The sequence below is a fragment of the Atopomonas sediminilitoris genome (assembly GCF_022601735.1).
GTDB classification, from domain to species: domain Bacteria; phylum Pseudomonadota; class Gammaproteobacteria; order Pseudomonadales; family Pseudomonadaceae; genus Atopomonas; species Atopomonas sediminilitoris.
In genome coordinates this window covers 173,428-189,629 of the sequence record NZ_JAKUMM010000007.1, presented here as the reverse complement: position 1 = coordinate 189,629, position 16,202 = coordinate 173,428, and the positions used below count along the sequence as shown (strand labels likewise).

Annotated in this window: 13 protein-coding genes and 2 pseudogenes; 6 read left to right on the top strand and 9 right to left on the bottom strand. The window is 53.3% G+C overall.

Features of this window, described 5'->3' with window-relative positions:
• Positions 1-19: 19 nt before the first annotated feature.
• The 5 genes from MKI83_RS12510 to MKI83_RS12490 all read left to right on the top strand — a co-directional run bounded on the left by MKI83_RS12510 (position 20) and on the right by MKI83_RS12490 (position 3,333).
• Positions 20-754 (top strand): SDR family oxidoreductase, encoded by a 735-nt coding sequence (locus MKI83_RS12510; protein WP_241586792.1) that lies wholly within the window; start codon positions 20-22, stop codon positions 752-754.
• A 22-nt stretch (positions 755-776) separates the two neighbouring features.
• Entirely contained in the window at positions 777-1,370 is a 594-nt protein-coding gene (locus MKI83_RS12505; RefSeq protein WP_241586791.1) for a 2-hydroxychromene-2-carboxylate isomerase, read from the top strand.
• Positions 1,371-1,489: 119 nt separating this feature from the next.
• Positions 1,490-2,227: a BamJ family beta-barrel-assembly machinery protein gene (gene bamJ / locus MKI83_RS12500; protein WP_241586788.1), complete on the top strand. Its 738-nt coding sequence runs from the start codon at positions 1,490-1,492 to the stop codon at positions 2,225-2,227.
• A gap of 420 nt (positions 2,228-2,647) precedes the next feature.
• Positions 2,648-2,968: a helix-turn-helix domain-containing protein gene (locus MKI83_RS12495; RefSeq protein WP_241586787.1), complete on the top strand. Its 321-nt coding sequence runs from the start codon at positions 2,648-2,650 to the stop codon at positions 2,966-2,968.
• The gene (locus tag MKI83_RS12490) at positions 2,968-3,333 is read left to right on the top strand and encodes a hypothetical protein (protein WP_241586785.1); all 366 of its coding nucleotides are present in this window, start codon (positions 2,968-2,970) and stop codon (positions 3,331-3,333) included. The genes MKI83_RS12495 and MKI83_RS12490 overlap by 1 nt, the downstream gene beginning before the upstream one ends.
• On the opposite strand, the pseudogene MKI83_RS12485 reads toward MKI83_RS12490, so the two are convergent.
• From MKI83_RS12485 to MKI83_RS12455, 7 genes and pseudogenes are all read right to left on the bottom strand, one after another.
• Positions 3,330-3,752: pseudogene (locus MKI83_RS12485) on the bottom strand (diguanylate cyclase domain-containing protein); the annotation flags it as partial. The gene MKI83_RS12490 and the pseudogene MKI83_RS12485 overlap by 4 nt on opposite strands.
• 103 nt (positions 3,753-3,855) lie before the next feature.
• Complete coding sequence (locus tag MKI83_RS12480; RefSeq protein WP_241586783.1) at positions 3,856-5,820, bottom strand: hypothetical protein; 1,965 nt, start codon at positions 5,818-5,820, stop codon at positions 3,856-3,858.
• Positions 5,808-6,332, bottom strand: a complete 525-nt coding sequence (locus MKI83_RS12475) for a hypothetical protein (protein WP_241586781.1) — start codon at positions 6,330-6,332, stop codon at positions 5,808-5,810. Before MKI83_RS12475 ends, MKI83_RS12480 begins: the two co-directional genes overlap by 13 nt.
• A complete protein-coding gene (locus MKI83_RS12470; protein ID WP_241586779.1) occupies positions 6,329-7,573 on the bottom strand; it encodes a hypothetical protein in 1,245 nt (414 codons plus the stop codon). Before MKI83_RS12470 ends, MKI83_RS12475 begins: the two co-directional genes overlap by 4 nt.
• Before the next feature lie 270 nt (positions 7,574-7,843).
• Positions 7,844-9,172, bottom strand: a pseudogene (locus MKI83_RS12465) (EAL domain-containing protein); the annotation flags it as partial.
• A 178-nt stretch (positions 9,173-9,350) separates the two neighbouring features.
• The gene (locus MKI83_RS12460; protein WP_241586776.1) at positions 9,351-10,481 is read right to left on the bottom strand and encodes an ABC transporter substrate-binding protein; all 1,131 of its coding nucleotides are present in this window, start codon (positions 10,479-10,481) and stop codon (positions 9,351-9,353) included.
• A 159-nt stretch (positions 10,482-10,640) separates the two neighbouring features.
• Entirely contained in the window at positions 10,641-12,749 is a 2,109-nt protein-coding gene (locus tag MKI83_RS12455; protein WP_241586774.1) for a carboxy terminal-processing peptidase, read from the bottom strand.
• A gap of 94 nt (positions 12,750-12,843) precedes the next feature.
• Here MKI83_RS12455 and MKI83_RS12450 point away from each other — a divergent pair, with 94 nt between their 5' ends.
• Positions 12,844-13,791: an NAD(P)H-quinone oxidoreductase gene (locus MKI83_RS12450; protein ID WP_241586772.1), complete on the top strand. Its 948-nt coding sequence runs from the start codon at positions 12,844-12,846 to the stop codon at positions 13,789-13,791.
• Positions 13,792-13,794: 3 nt separating this feature from the next.
• Here the strand turns inward: MKI83_RS12450 and MKI83_RS12445 are convergent, their stop codons facing one another.
• Together MKI83_RS12445 and MKI83_RS12440 are read right to left on the bottom strand one after the other, a co-directional pair.
• On the bottom strand, positions 13,795-14,706 hold the full coding sequence (locus tag MKI83_RS12445; RefSeq protein WP_241586770.1) for an alpha/beta fold hydrolase: 912 nt from the start codon (positions 14,704-14,706) through the stop codon (positions 13,795-13,797).
• Between the two features lie 111 nt (positions 14,707-14,817).
• Positions 14,818-16,110 (bottom strand): M18 family aminopeptidase, encoded by a 1,293-nt coding sequence (locus MKI83_RS12440; protein ID WP_241586768.1) that lies wholly within the window; start codon positions 16,108-16,110, stop codon positions 14,818-14,820.
• Between the last annotated feature and the right edge of the window lie 92 nt (positions 16,111-16,202).

Below are 16,202 nucleotides of genomic sequence, written 5' to 3'. Positions count from 1 at the left end.
TAACTAAAAGAGGCGCGACATGGCTGAACAAAGCAACAAGGTGGCTTTAGTAATAGGCGCTGGCGACGCTACTGGCGGCGTGATCGCCAAACGCTTTGCGCGTGAGGGCTACACGGTTTGCGCCACGCGGCGCAGCGCCGACAAATTACAGCCTTTGATTGATGAAATTGTCGCCAGCGGTGGGCAGGCACATGGCTTTGCCTCCGATGCGCGCAAAGAAGACGAGGTCGCCGCGCTGGTCGAACAAATCGAGCGCGATATCGGTCCGATCGAAGTGTATGTCTTTAATATCGGCGCCAATGTGCCGTGCAGCATCTTGGATGAAACCGCGCGTAAGTATTTCAAGATTTGGGAGATGGCCTGCTTCAGCGCCTTCCTGACCGCGCAGGCCGTGGCGCGGCGGATGGTTAGCCGTGGTCGCGGCACCTTGTTGTTTACAGGGGCAACGGCGGCACTTCGAGGCTCGGCCAACTTTGCTGCCTTTGCTGGCGCTAAACATGCGCTGCGCGCCTTAGCGCAAAGCATGGCGCGTGAGTTAGGCCCGAATAATATTCACGTGGCGCATGTGGTTGTCGATGGCTGTATCGACACTGATTTTATTCGCACCCACGTGCCGGACATGTACGCGAAAAAAGACCAAGACGGCATCCTCAATCCCGATCACATAGCCGACAACTATTGGCACCTGCACACCCAGCCACGCGATGCGTGGACGTTCGAGCTGGACCTGCGTCCGTGGCAAGAACGCTGGTAATTCCTTCTCTGGAGCAAAACTGATGACTAAGCGCGTTGAGTTTGTCTTTGATTTCGGTAGCCCCACCACCTACCTCGCCCATACCCAGTTGCCAGCAATCTGTGCGGCAGCCGGTGCGCAGCTGGTGTACCAGCCCGTGTTGCTGGGGGGCTTATTTCAAGCCACGGGCAATAGCTCGCCGGTGATGGTGCCGGCCAAAGGTCGTTACATGATGCAGGACCTGAACCGCTTTGCCGCGCGTTACGGCGTGCCGATGGCATTCAATCCGCATTTCCCGATTAACACCCTTGGCCTGATGCGCATGGCGGTAGGCGTGCAAGCGCACATGCCTGAGCGTTTCGGCGAGTTTGCTGCGGCGGTGTTTACCGCGTTTTGGGTGGACGCTAAGAACATGGGCGATGCCAAGGTCGTGGCTGAGGTACTGAGTACCGCGGGTTTTGATCCCGAGAAGCTGCAAGCCTTGGCGGCGGACGAAACGATTAAAGAAACGCTGAAGCAAAACACCGCCGAAGCGGTTAAGCGCGGTGCGTTCGGTGCGCCCACCTTCTTTGTTAATGGGCAAATGTACTTTGGCCAAGACCGCTTGGACTTCGTGCGTGAGGCGCTGGCGGGCTGAAACTGCCAATAAGTTTGCAGTTCTGCATGCGGCATCCGTGGTTCGTGCATTCAGTAACGCCCGTCAAGCTGCTAAGCTCGGCGCTTTCTGCCCAAACGGGCTGTGCATAAGGAACTGAGATGAAACGAATCGCCCTTGCCGCTGCTGTGGCTGTAGCAACCCTGACGCTGGCCGGCTGTGGAGAGCAGGAAGCCGCCGCAGATCTGAAAACCCCAGCGCAGAAAGCCTCTTACGGCTTGGGTCTTAATATGGGCCGCAGCTTGGCTGAAGATGGTCTGGAAGACTTAGACCCGCAAGCCGTTGCCCTGGGTATCAGTGACGCTTTGGGCAAGAAAGAACAGCGCCTGAAAGACGACGAAGTGATGGCTGCTTTTGAGTTCCTGCAAAAGCGCAGCGAAGACCGCATGAAGGCCTTGAACGACGAAGCCGCAAAGAAGGGCGCTGAGTTCTTGGCTGAAAACGGCAAGCGTGATGGCGTGGTCACCACCGAATCAGGCCTGCAGTACGAAGTGATCAAGGCTGGCGAAGGCGCACAGCCTAAGGCCAGCGACGTCGTTACCGTGCATTACGAAGGTAAGCTGGTTGACGGCAGTGTATTCGACAGCTCGCGTGAGCGTGGTAGTCCGATTGATCTGCCGGTGGGTGGCGTTATTCCCGGTTGGGTTGAGGCGTTACAACTGATGAAGGTGGGCGATCAGTGGAAACTGTACATTCCGTCTGAGCTGGCCTACGGCGCACAAAGCCCAAGCCCGAAGATTCCTGCCAACTCGGTACTGGTGTTTGAACTAGAGCTGCTGAGCATTCAAGACCAAGAAGGCGCTGAAAAAGCAGCAGAGCCAAGCAAAGAAGCCGGTTAAGGCATTAGGCTGTTACCCTTATACACAACGCGGAAACAGCTTACGCAACACCTGTCAAGCCACTTAGTGAAAACTGAGTGGCTTTTTTAATGCATTGATTTTATTGGAGTTTTTGCGTTGTCTGTTTTTTGTGCAGTCTAACGCAAAGCCTGATGCTACGCGGCTTGGTGGGATTGATCCCACGACTGTGCACAGAGTTATCCACAGATGCAGTGGATAACCAGCGCCAGCCCCGAGACTAGCGCGGTTGCACGATGTGGCCATGCAATCCGGCGGTGTTGGGCAAGGCGCCGGCGAGTGTTACCGAGGTGGTAAGAGGCGATTTCCTATACTTGTTTGTACTAAGGCTAAGGGGTGTACCATGGTCTTACTAATAAGTAGTAGCTGGCAAAAGCTAGAGTGCAAGCGGGGAGCGGTGCTATGCAGGAAGTTCAAATCATTGCGCGCGATGGTGTGCCAGAGTATGCGGTGCTGCCGTGGGCGCAGTATCAAGCGTTGTTACAGGCCGCAGGTCAGCTGCCCGCAGCACCAGCGAGCAAGCCCGCCGCGCCGAGTGCGCAGGGCCAGAGCCTGACGCAGCTGCGCGAGGCGCTGGGCTTAAGTATTGAAGCATTAGCGCGCGAGGTCGGTATTAGTCCGCTGTATTTGCAGATGTTTGAGTCCGGCGAGCGCCCCCTAGAAGGCGCTATCCGGAGCAGCTTGGCGCGCAAGCTCAACGTTAGCGAGGAGAGCCTGCCCTAATGTCTATTCAAATTCTAAAAACCGACTGGGAAAAACTCCTGCAGGTGTTAGCCGATGCGCGTAGCCAGCAACATGTCTTGACCTATCGCGCGGTGATTGAGCGTGTTGGCCTGCCACGGCCTGCCATGAAGGTATTGACCGCGGCTCTCGAGCATTTGGCCAAGCTGGATGCCGACGCCGAGCGGCCGCTGCGTAGCGCCTTGGTGGTCAGTCAAGGCGCGAGCCGTTTGCCACGTATCGGCTTTTTTCAGCACGTCAGTGAGTTGGGATTGCTGGAAGGCGAGCCGGATGGATTAGAAGCGGCCAGCTGGCACTCCGCAGAAATCGCGCGGGTTTACGCCTACGACTACGCCAGCACACCTTAAGCGGTGTGCGGCAACACGTGCAGGCTGTAACCGGGTAGCGCCTTGGCCTGATGTTTGGCTTTTGACGCCAATGCAGCCAATTGTCCGGCATCCAGTTCGGTGCAGCGCTCCGGGGTGAGCTCAACCACGCCAATCGACAACGATAGCAGTGGGAAAGTCTGTACCTTGCCTTCGCGGTTGGTGCTGATAAAGGCGCCCGCGTGCAAGTGCTCCGGCAAATAGAAGCGCCGGCTTTGCGCTTGAAAGTCCTGCAAAATCTTCTGCAATACGCCGCGCCAGTCGGGCTGGCCGAGCACCAACATGAAGTCATCACCACCAATATGACCGACAAAATCGCACAGGGGATTAAGGCGCTTTTGTAAGCAGGTGGCCAGCGTCAGCAGCACTTCATCGCCCATCGCGTAGCCGTACAGATCGGTCAGCGGCTCAGTTCGAGAAATTTTATCCCCTGCGACACTAGCAAATCTCTACAAGACATTGAGGGCCGCAATTTGTGAAAGTTGTAGCCCTTTACTGTGCTTTTTAGTTTTTGACTAATAAGCGATTCTGCTTATCTGGAAGATATATTTCCCTATAATCTTTAAAGCTGTCAGGGTATTTTTTAAGGCCGGTAGTGAGTATGACTTGGTAAGATTTTCCATAGCTACCAAGCTCACCGATTTTTTCAAGACAACGTTTAAGTTTGTCTAGTTCAATCCCTGATGTTTCAGGAGTGTCGATAAGCAAGAATCTAGGGAAAGGTGCGTCTTCTTGTGATAGGGATAAATTCATGAGGGCGAGATAATACATAAGCCGCCTTGATACGGCTGAGCTGGCCTCTCTATATTCACCACTACCAACTATTGGGAGGTAGTCATCTAAATTTATGCGAGCAGTATTGCAATCAGGTAGGGAATCGGTCATTAACTTGTTGTATATGGAGCTGAGTTTTCCTACCTTACCTTGAATATCTATTTTTGCTTGTTTTTCTAACGCATCTGTTTGTAGTTTTGAGCTTTCATGTTCACTTCTTTTTTGCTCATAGTCGTTTGTTAGGCGAACATTTTTGCTTTCTGCTTCAATTTGCTGGCGTATTTTTTCTATATCTTGACGAGTGTTGAGAATTTCATCGTCAATATCGTTGATTGTGTCTAGATCTACTGGGGCGTCTAGATTATCAACCCGCTCTTCTATTTTTCGAATTAGCTCGGGGATTTCTGTTTCCAGTCTGTGAATATTATCCTGAATGGCCTTGAGGTCTTGGTTGCAATCAGTTATTGCTATCTCAATGGTTTGGGTTGTCTTGATTTTTGCTTTATAGATTTCTTTGTATTCTTTCGATGTATAGAAGAAACGTTGATATTGTTCCTCCTGTATCTCTGAGCCGCAAACACAATGACCTGTTGCTCGCTCAACCTTTCCTAAGCAGTAAGGGCATGTGTCTGCTGAGAATAAATTCAGTTGATCATGCGAGTGAATAATTTTTACGATTTGAGAGATTTCTCTTAAAGTATTTTCTTTAACGATGTTTAGTTGTTGCTTTTCACCTAGGGTTGAGATCAGGTCTTGATTTAATTTGCTTAAATTTAGCTGCTTCTCTGTGATTTGGTTTTTGATGTCTATCAGTGCATTGTCTACTACTGTTCCTTTGACTTCTCTATTGCTTTTGAATTTATTCCTGGCGTTGTGCAGGCGCTCTAATTGATTTTCTTTTTCTTGCAGTGATGCCTGAAGAAAGGAAATATTTAGTGGCTCTGAACTTCCTGACAGTTCTTCAATTATTCTGGAGTATTCCTTCAAAAGACCTGCTGCGATATTCTTATCTTTCTCTAGTGCTTTTGACTTGGAAAGGGATTCGTAGTACTCCGAGAATGTTTTTCCGACTAGAAGCTCAAATATTGCTTTTCTCAGAAGCTCTGAGTCATTCATGAAGTTGCTTTGGGTATCTATCTTTTTGTACACCCCTTTAGGGTCGGGCTGCTGGTCATGATAGATAAGCCGCATAAGGTCGGTGAAATTGATTTTAAAATTTCTATAACCTTGGTATAGCTCTACAACGGTTATTCCAAGCTTCGAGAGAATCCAGTCGGAAAATATGTACTCAACTTCAGGGGAGCGAAATACCTGAAATATGGAGGTGGGTTCATCGTTGTTGTGTATTAATATTTTTGATTTGGTGCTGATGTCGCTGGCTTCTAGAATGGACGATATAGTTATATCGTTGTCGTCTATATGACGAGTTAATTTGTAGTTTTCATTGTTTATTTTTATGTAAAGTTCGACGCGATTATCTTTGTCTTCTGTGATTTGTTTGTGCTGCTCTTGCTTCTCTTTACGGCTGAACTCGCTAACTCGCCCGCCAAGTCCGTAATAAATCAAGTTGCAGAAGGTGCTCTTCCCCGTTCCGTTGTCGCCTTCTATGAGAATGAGGTTTTCATCAAATAGGGGGGATTCGAAATGGTAGTTCGTTCCCTCATAAACTACCTTCTGAATTCTTAAACTTCCCATATTTTTATACCTCTGTCCCTGTATACCTTGCTAAGAAATGTGTCAAGAGTAATGGCTGTGCTTCTCTGAATTGCCCTCTTAAATTTCTCGCAATTTTTGTACTCGTTCTTGAATACTTCCTTGGATAGAAAATTTGGGGGCAGTTTTTCTTTGTTTAGAGTTATGTTGACCAGTGATTCTGTATCACCCTTGTGGAGAGATACATATCCCTTCTTTTCAAGTGTGAATAAAATTTTCAATGTTTCGCTTCTTTTCGCAAGGCCATTTGTATAGCTGTGGAAGATAAAATCTCTGTCGCCTTTGCGTGGTTTCTCTGTGGTCGAGGATTCTAATATTAGGATGCTTCTATTGTTGGTTATTAATTCTATTATGAACGGAATTTTTCTGTAGTCTTTAAAGACTCGTCCCTTGGTGCAGTTAAGGCAGTCAAGGATAATTATTGTTGCATATGTGAGTAGGTAGAAGTCATCAGATGATATGAACATTAAGTTCTTTTTTGCTGCCTCGTTCATTCGGATTTCTCCTCGTCGAAGCATATGAAACATGAATCTATTAGGTTGACTACTATGCCGTTGATGGTTTCTTTGTTTGATACGGTGTATGTGTAGTCTTTTTTCAATTCTTCAATAGTGTCTGCTGCTTTTTGTTGTAATGATTTTATTGTGGTGTCGATTGAGGTTTGGTTAACGGTTTCGCTGAATTTGTTGTTGTCGAAAAAATAGTCTTCACAGGCTTCAAAAACTCTGTATTTCAATGACAGAAAGCTCTTGTTGTTTGCTTCTTCTTCTGTTTTCGAGCTACAGGCTTTTCTTGCAAGGGTGGCAATTTTTGATTTTGGATATTCTGGGCAGCTATCCAGTATTTTTTCTTCTAAATTGCGTTTGTCGGTGATTTTGACTGATAGCTCTTGAAGTTCTTTCCATATGGGGTCAAGCAGCTGTTCACTGACTTCGGATTCTGCCATTTTGAAAATTAGTTCTACCTCGGCAGAGTTTATAAATCTCTCTGCGAAGTCTGCGAAGTGTTGTTTCTCATCAATCTTGTCAAGAATTTTTGCGAGAATTAGCTGCTCCTTTCCGCTCATGCTGAGTTGATAATATTTGCAGCTCTTTATTAGTTTCTCTGCACTGTCTTGGAGTTCTGACTCGTCTTCTTGCCCAGATAGCCAGTTTATTTTCTTAAGAAAAGTCTTGAAGTCTTCCAGGGGGATTTCTTCGAGAGCTTTGAGGTAGCCATTGCCGGGGATCTTTTCATATTGCTTTTTGTATTCAGCAAGCAGAATGGTTTTGACAGTATTGGCTATGTTGTCGGGGATGTCAGAGGAGTTTTGAAGGATTTCAAGAATCGGCTTATCTGGAAGCTCTATTATTGTTCCGTCTGCAAGTTCTTTCTTTTTTTCTTTTCCGAAATTCGTCGTAGTGTAAAAACTAAATGTGAATACTGTGGATTGGCTTTTATGCCACTTGCCTATATAGATGTCAAAAAAGCTTACTAGGGTATTTAGTACGGCTTCTGAGTGTATGGTGAAGTTGCTATCAGAGCTGTAATTTTTGTCTTCTTCAATTATCTGCTCTGTGCTTAGATTTGTAGTTTTTATTATTGTTACATCTTCTTCTGCTTCAATGGCTGCGTAGTAGAAATTTACATGCGATAAGTCATTTGCTGCTTTCAGCAGAAGTGTTGCTGCTCGGAGCTTTTGGAGCCGGAAGCCTTTTGTTTTGTCAGCAGCATCCCGGTTTATTATCTGCGTCATATCGACGTGTAATCCGTTACTTAGGTTTTTCGGATATTTCTATGACCGAACCCTAACTGAAAGCTGACCATGCTGTCGATATGCTGCTATGCCTTGCCTGGCTTACACCTTCCCGGTTGGGGGCAGGGGGTAGCACTGAAGGGTAAGGTCAACTCTTGCCCGTGCAGATTTAGCTGAATCTCCATACGGAGCCAACTCTGCTCTGTTAGCACCTCCGCAGCTTTTGCATACCCATACAGGAGGATTGATTCCTTTCATGCCACAGCGAAGCCCATCCAAGTCATTGAACGGCTTAAAGCTGTCGAGATCGACGTAACACACCACCGCCGCTTGGCGTTGCTCCAAGAGGCGCTCTAGGCATTGTTGAATCGGCAGGTTGCCGGGCAGCTGGGTGAGCGGGTTAGCGTGGCGGGCTTGTTGTAGGCGCTCTTCGGTGAGCAGGCGTAACACATCCATAATGCGGCCAAGCCCAGCATAGGCGCCGTCTTGGGTGATGATGAAGTCTTCTTCAATCCGTTGCCGTGCGCGGCTGGTGAGCAGGCGGCTGACCTGCTGCAGGCTTTGCTGACAATCGACTTGCAGAACGTCTTCTTGCATCAAGCGGCTGATGGGTTTGCGCGCGAATAGATCACTGGCGTAGGGCTTGATCAGCACTTCAGACAGCGCATGACGGTGAATGATGCCGACGGGCCTGTTGGCTTCATCGATCACCGCCAGCGAGTTAAGCGCCGGCTGGCGCTGAAAGCGCTCCAGTACGTCGCAGGTGGTGGCGCTGTGCAAAACGCCCGGCTGAGCTTGCAGTAACGCATGCAGGCTAGGGCCGACGGTCATGCTGCTGGGGGCGCTGTGAGGCGCCACTAGGCTCAGTGGTGGCTGCTCAAGCGGCCTGGCCAGCAGGTAGCCTTGCACGAGATCAACGCCCATCTCGCGCAGGATGCTCAGCTCTTCAGGTCGCTCGATCCCTTCAGCAATCACCCGCGCTTGCGCCGCCTTGGCCATCTGCAAGATGGAACTGACAAACTCGCGCTTTAAGGCATCGTAATGAATACCTTCGATAAAGTGCCGGTCGATTTTCACGTAGTCCGGGCGTAGCTCCGACCACAACCGCAGGCTGGCGTAACCGGCGCCTAAGTCATCCAGCGCAATGGAGAAGCCCATGTTGCGGTAGTGGTTGAGGGCGGTGTCTAGCAGCGCAACATCCTCGATGGGGCTCTGTTCGGTGAGCTCAATCACCACGTCTGACGGGGCGATGTTGAGCTTTTGCAGCAGCTGCAAAGTGCGGCCGCTGCGGTGCTGCGGCTCCAGCAAAGTTTCTGGGCAAATATTGAGGAACAGTTTGCCGGGTAGCTGGTGCTCGCTAAAGCGCTGCACAGCGCTTTGTCTGGCGGCCTGCTCCAGCTCGCTCAAGCAGCCTTGTTGGCGGGCAATGCTGAACAATGTGTTGGGCGCGTGCAGCGGGCTATTGCTGGGGCCACGGGTTAGGGCTTCGTAGCCGAGAATCCGTTGCTCGCTGAGCGAGAAAATCGGTTGAAATAACGTGCTTAAACGTCCGTGTTGCAGAATGCTTTCCAAGGCGGCACGTTGCTCGTTGACTGTCATACATCACCTGTATGCGTTGACGCAGTGCGCGGTTAATGAGCGCATTCAACGGATTTTCTGTGACATGGGTATGACAGGTAGGGACCACGCAATCGCTTATTTGATGCCCCGTCAATGCGACATCTCTGACACGTGTCTAGACGGTCATGAAGACGATGAAGGCTAGAGTTGCCCGGCGTTAAGGCGCGCTAGCGGCAGCGGTGGCGAGAATCGCCTGCAAGCTAAATTCATAGCGCCGCTTGGGGTGGTGACTGCGTAGCAGTTGGCGGAAGTGGAATGGTTGCCAATTGCCGGTGCTCAGGGTGGGTTCGAATAGATCTTGGTTGGCGGGTGTCATGACCGCCATAGGGGTAAGAAACTCCAACCCAAGGTCGGCAAAGTCGTGTCCGTGGTGGTAGTCGTGGATGAGCACCAAAGCCCAAGCGCCTTCGGCAAAGTGGCCGCCTACCGAGGCGTGGAGCAAGCCCTCACGCATGGCCTTGATGCCTGCGGGTGTCCAGTCAATGCCGCCCAGTAGGATGTCCTTACCCGGCTGGATGCCGTCTAGCTGTAATTCATGCGCGGCAGCTAGCGCCATTTGATCACTGGCCGCCCAAAGAATTTGGCTTTGCGGGTAGCGAGTTAACAGGCGGGCGGCTTGTTGGCTGGCTAAATCGGCACGCCATTGGGAAAAAACCAATTGGTTAAGGGTCAGGTTAGGCTGGTTTTGCAGGCTCTCTTGTAGCCCTTGATTGCGCTTCTGTGCGGCGGAGGAGTCGTGTGAGCCGCTCAGCGCCACCACGCCACGTTGCGGCTTTGCTGGCAGGGCGCTGGCGGCCTGTTCCGCTAGGGTGTCCATGAGCAGCTGTCCGGCGAGTTGGTCATCCGGGTGCAAGTGACCTAGCCAGTGTTTGAAGTGCTGCCGTGGCGCGCCGACTTTATCTTGCCATTCGCTGGGGATATCAGTGTTGATCATGATCGAGCGAATCTGCTCCTGTTCCGCGAGGCGTAGCAGCTTAAGGCCGGCGCCGTGCTGGAACATGAACACTAGGTAGTCAGGCTTGTTGCCCGAGGTGATCAGCTCTTTTAGCAAGTGGATGGATTGATAGCGATCTTCTTCGGCGAAAACAATCTGCAGCTCTAGATCGAGATCGTCAGCCGCGGCTTGCATGACGGTGTTGACCTGATCCCAAAACGGGTTGCCGGGGCGATCTGGGTTGATAAAGGCGACTTTGACGCTGCCCGCGTGACTCAGATTGAAAACGGCGCACAAAACCAAGCAGGCGACGCAGTGCATGACGCTGCGTAAAAACAGCAAGGGTGTTGGCATAGCGTGAGTGTCCAGAGCGCAGGGCTTATCACTCATAGTAGTGCACGGAGCGCTGAGGGTGGCAGATGCTTGGGAACGCTCGCCGCGACAGGTGCGTGATGCGTGGGAAGTAAGAGGGGGAAAACCCCGGTGCGGCGTATTGCGCACCGGGGGGGGAGCTTACTGCTTGGCTACGCGTTGCTGCAGCGTCAAGAAGTCGGCCAGCACGCGACCACTTTCGACTAAGTAGGCGTCGTCTTCTGGCTTGGTTTTTTCCGCTTCGTGCGGCGTTTCGTCTTCGCCGTCCAACTCCTCGTCATCGAGCTTGCTCAGCAGTTCTTCGCCTTTGGCTTTGCGGCGGGTGTTTTCCAGCACTAAGCGTTGCTGTTCGACCTGGTCCTTAAAGGCGCGGCGGCCCTTTTCGTTCAGCGTTAGATGGGTTTCCTTGGCCAGCTTTTGAGCCAGTAGCAGGTTGTCGCGGGTGAACACAAAGTCCGGATCGTTGGCGGCGCGCAGCAGATGACGATCATTGAGCTGCTGCAGATAAGGTGCGTAGAGGTTTTTACTGACCTCAATCGCCGGCTTGATGCTGTCGTAGGGCAGGGCCTCAGGCAGGGCGCTTTCGCCGATCTCTTTGACATCCACCACGGAGGGGTAGCTAACATCAGGAATGACACCCTGATGCTGTGTGCTCTTGCCCGAAACGCGGTAGAACTTGGCCAGCGTGAGCTTAAGTTCGCCATGATTAAGCGGCTGCACCGTCTGCACGGTGCCTTTGCCGAAGGTTTGGCCGCCGACAATCAGGGCCCGGTGGTAGTCCTGCATGGCACCGGCAAAAATTTCTGAAGCAGAGGCGGACAAGCGGTTAACCAGAACGGCCATCGGGCCTTGGTACATCGGCTGGCTGCGGTCATCGGACATCACATCGACGCGGCCATCGCTGTTGCGCACCAGTACGGTAGGCCCTTGGCCGATAAACAGGCCGGTCAGTTCGTTGGCCTCTTGCAGCGAGCCGCCGCCGTTATTGCGCAGGTCAATCACTAAGCCGTCGATCTTGTCGGCTTGCAGCTCTTTGAGCAGGCGTTTGACATCGCGCGTGGTGCTTTTGTAGTTGGCATCGCCTTCGCGGTAGGCCTTGAAGTCCATGTAGAAGGCGGGAATTTCGATCACGCCAATTTTCACCGGCTTGCCGTCTTCGGTGAGGTTAAGAATCGATTTTTTCGCGGCTTGCTCTTCGAGCTTCACCGCATCGCGGGTGATTTGGATGGTTTTGGTGGTCAGATCATTAGCGCCGTTGCGCGCAGGAATGATCTCTAGGCGCACGTTGGAGCCTTTGGGGCCGCGAATCAGCTTGACCACTTCATCCAAGCGCCAGCCGATCACATCGACCAATTCGCCGTCGGCGCCTTGGCCAACACTGACGATACGGTCTGCCGGTTGCAGTTGCTTGGCTTTGTCGGCAGGGCCGGCGGGCACTAGGCGCACGACTTTGACGTAGTCATTGTCGGTTTGCAGCACTGCGCCAATGCCTTCGAGCGACAGGCTCATGTTGATGTCGAAATTTTCCGCGTTATCCGGCGACAAGTATTGCGTGTGCGGGTCGTAAGTCATCGCGAAGGCGTTGATGTAAGCCTGAAAGACGTCTTCGTCGCGAGTTTGTTTGAGGCGCTTGAGCTGGTTTTGATAGCGCTTAAGCAACAGCTCTTGGATGCCCTTGGCGTCTTTACCTGCGAGCTTTAAGCGCAAAATTTCGTCTTTTAAGCGCAGGCGCCACAAGTCATCCAGTTCGGCGGCGGTATTGGCCCAGGCGGCACCTTCACGATCTAGCTCCAGCGTGGCGTCGGTGTCGAACTTAAAGCTGTCGAAATGGTTTTGCAGTTGGTCGATGGCAAAATCCAAGCGTTCGTTGAGACGCTGTAAGTGCAGCAAATAGATGTCGAAGCCTGGTTGCAGGTCGGCCTGCTGCAGTAGCTCGTCAAAGCGCAGACGGTAGCGTTCAAAACCGGCGATATCACTGGCTAAAAAATAGCTGCGGTTAGGATCGAGCAGCTTAAGGTAGCTGTCGTAGATTTTGGCGGAGCGGGCATCGTCCAACGGCGGCTTGTTATAGTGGTAGCGGCGCAGCAACTCGACCACATTGAGACTCGCTAATTGCTGTTCACGGGTGGGCTTGATGTCTTGCCAAGCGGCACTCCAGGCAGGCAGGCTGATACAGCCAACCAGCGCTAAGGTCAGTGCGCCACGCAATGGGCTGCGGGTTTTGGCCAAAAGGGTCGTGAAAGCGGTCATGGGGCGCGGGTACTCTGAGGTCGGGTGTCTGCCGTCGTGGCACGTGGGTATGACACCCACAATTCTGCCTTGTTCAATTAACTATGGGGACTGGATGAAAGCATTGCAAGCCAACGCCGGTGAGCTGTACTGGCAGACGACTGAACAGCCAGCCTGTGGCGTTGGGCAAATTCGCCTGCAGGTGGCAGCGGCGGGGTTAAATCGCGCGGATTTATTGCAGCGTCGCGGCTTGTACCCACCGCCTGCTGGGGTGACGGCTACCTTAGGGCTGGAGTGCAGTGGCGTGGTGACTGAGGTCGGCGCCGGTAGCCCGTGGCGGGTGGGCGATCAGGTGTGCGCTTTATTGGCCGGGGGCGGCATGGCGCAAGAAGTGGTGGTGGATAGCCAGCACGTGCTGCCGGTGCCGGAGGGCGTCAGTCTGCTTGAGGCGGCAGGCCTGCCAGAGGTTTACGCCACAGCGTGGCTCAATCTATATCACTTGGCGCGCCTTAAGCCTGGTGAGCGGGTGTTGCTGCATGCCGGTGCCAGTGGCGTGGGCTCGGCGGCTATTCAATTGTGCAAAGCGTTGGGTAATCCGTGTTGGGTCAGCGTGGGCAGCGCTGAGCGGTTGGCTTACTGTCAATCACTGGGGGCGCAAGGCGGGGTGGTGCGTGGCGACAATCTTGAGTCCTTGGCGGACTGGGCGCCCTTTGATGTGATCCTAGATCCGGTCGGCGCGGCCTATGCAGGGCTTAATAGCCGGCTGTTGGCAGACGGTGGCCGCTGGCTGCTGATTGGCTTGCTAGGCGGGCGCAAAGTCGAGCTGGATTTGGCCACGGTGCTGCAAAAACGCCTTCAGCTGCTCGGCTCGACGCTGCGTAGCCGCAGCGCCGAAGACAAAGCCGAACTGATCAGTGCACTGCACAGCGAAGTTTGGCCGCTGTTTGCCAGCGGCCAACTACAGCCTTGTGTGGCCGAGGTGTTGCCCATCACCGAGGCCGAGCGGGCCTTTGCGTTACTGGAAAGCAATCAGGTGCAGGGCAAATTGCTGCTGCAGGTGTAGCGATTAGTGCGGGTTAAACCACGCACTCATCGCTTGATTGACGGCCTCGGGCTTTTCGCGGTGCAGGAAGTGCCCAGCGCTGTCAATCAAGGCGAACTGGTAGTTCGCGCTGGGTAAAAACAAATCGCCTTGGCGAGGCAGCATTTCTTTGCGCATGTCACAGCTGCCGCACAGCACTTTGGTCGGCGTGCTGATAGGGTTGTTGAGGCGAGCAAAGATGTCGCTGAGCTTGGGGTCGCGATAAGCGCTTTGCACTGCCGCACGGTAGTAGGCCAGGGTGTCTTCAATCACAGTGCCCTGCAGTTGGGTTTGGACAATGTGCTCAACGTGCGCGTGGTCGTTAAAGTTCGGCGACCAGATCCGCCAGAGAAAGCGCAAAAAACGCCCGCCGCTGGCGCGAATCAGGATCTCTGGCAGCCACGGCAATTGAAAGAGAAACCAGTGGAACGAGCGAATGACATGCTTGGGCGAGCGCTTAAGGGTGCGGTTGATTTCCACTGGGTGCGGTACGGCAAGCAGCATGGCCTTGCGGACTTTCTCGCCGAAGGCGCCGAGCACGCCGTAACTCACGGCCGCGCCCCAATCTTGACCGACTAATAACACCGGTTGCCCGTCATTTAATTGATCAATCAGGCTGGCGATATCGTTAGCCAGCGTGGCGCGGTCGAAGTAGCTGTTCGCGGGTTTTTGGGTGGGAGCATAGCCACGCAAGAAGGGTGCGATCACCCGATAGCCTTGCTGGCTAAAGTGGCGGATTTGCGCTTCCCATGAATAGGCGTTGTCCGGGTAGCCATGCAGCAGTAATAAGGTTTCCCCGCTTCCGGCTTCTAGATAAACGTAGTCAGTGCCATTGATGTTGAGCGTTTTGTGCTCGGCATAATCAATCGTCTGTAGGCCGGTCGGGGAAGGGGGCATGCGTGCACCTTGTAGATGGCGGCGCCTAGGGGCGCCGCGTTACCGTGTTGTCGGTGCAGTGTAGTGGGTGCGGGTGTCGCTAACTGTCAGGCGGTGGACAGTGTTATCGGCTTACGGCAACTGCTCCAAGCGGTAGAAATGGCTCAGTACTTTGACCAAAAAGTCGAGATCGTGACTGCCGGCTAACTCGCGAATCGAGTGCATGGCAAAGGTCGGTACGCCGATGTCCACCGTACGCACGCCCACTTGGCTGGAGGTGATCGGGCCGATGGTTGAGCCGCAGGCCATGTCGCTGCGTACTACAAAGCTTTGCACTGGGACTTCAGCCTCTAGGCACAGCTGGCGGAACAAGCCGCTGGTTTCGCTGGTGCTGGCGTAGCGCTGGTTGTGGTTAATCTTGATCACGGGGCCTTGGTTGAGGCGCGGGCCGTGGTTGCCGTCATGGCGATCAGGGTAGTTGGGGTGAATGCCGTGGGCGTTGTCGGCGCTGATCAGGATGGAGCGCTGGATCGCACGGGTAAAGTTTTCGTCGTCGCCGAGCACGCGGCGCAGGACTTGCTCAAGCATGGGGCCGTCGGCACCGCAGTGCGATGATGAGCCGACTTCTTCGTGGTCGGTGCACACCAACATGCTCCATTGCTGGGCGTCGGCAGCATTGATCAGCGCTTGGGCACCGGCAAAGCACGACAATAGGTTGTCGAGTCGGGCGCCGGCAATGAAGTCGTTCTCAAGGCCAATCACCGCGGCATTGTGTGTGTCGTAGAAATTCATCTCGTAGTCGAGCACTTGATCGACGGTGAGCCCGTGTTCTTGCTCGATACGCTCGGCCAATAGGCTGCGAAAATCCGGTGCTTCGCCGCCGCTGATGCAGGCCAGCAATGGCGGGAGATCGGTTTGCTTGTTGATGCTTTGGCTATCGTTGGCTTCACGGTTGAGGTGAATGGCCAAGTTCGGCACCACCGCGATGGCGCGCTGGAAATCCACCAAGCGACTGTCGATCGCGCCGTCTTTACGGAAGGTCACGCGGCCGGCCAGCGAAAGATCACGGTCAAACCACGGCGCTAACAACACGCCGCCATACACTTCAACGCCCAGCTGCCAATAGCCTTGGTTGAGCAGCTCAGGGTTGGGTTTGACCTTCAAGCACGGGCTGTCGGTGTGCGCGCCGACCAAGCGGATACCGCTTTCGCTGGGGTCTTGCTCGCCCATTTGCCACGCGATTAACGCCGAGTCGTTGCGGGTGACGAAGTAGCGCCCGCCGCGTTTGAGCTGCCAAGTGTCACGCTCCAGCAAACGCTGATAGCCCTGCGCTTCGAGTAACTGCGCCAAGCTTTTGGTGGCGTGGAAGGGCGAGGGTGACAGGCGCAGGTAGTCGATCAAACCTTGCTGCAAGGTGGCGGTCATGCGAACTCCGGACAATCAGATCAGGCAATGCTGAACAGGCGCTCAAGGCCACGTCGCAGGGGGCGTCAGGGCTTGAGGGTCAGCGCGAATGA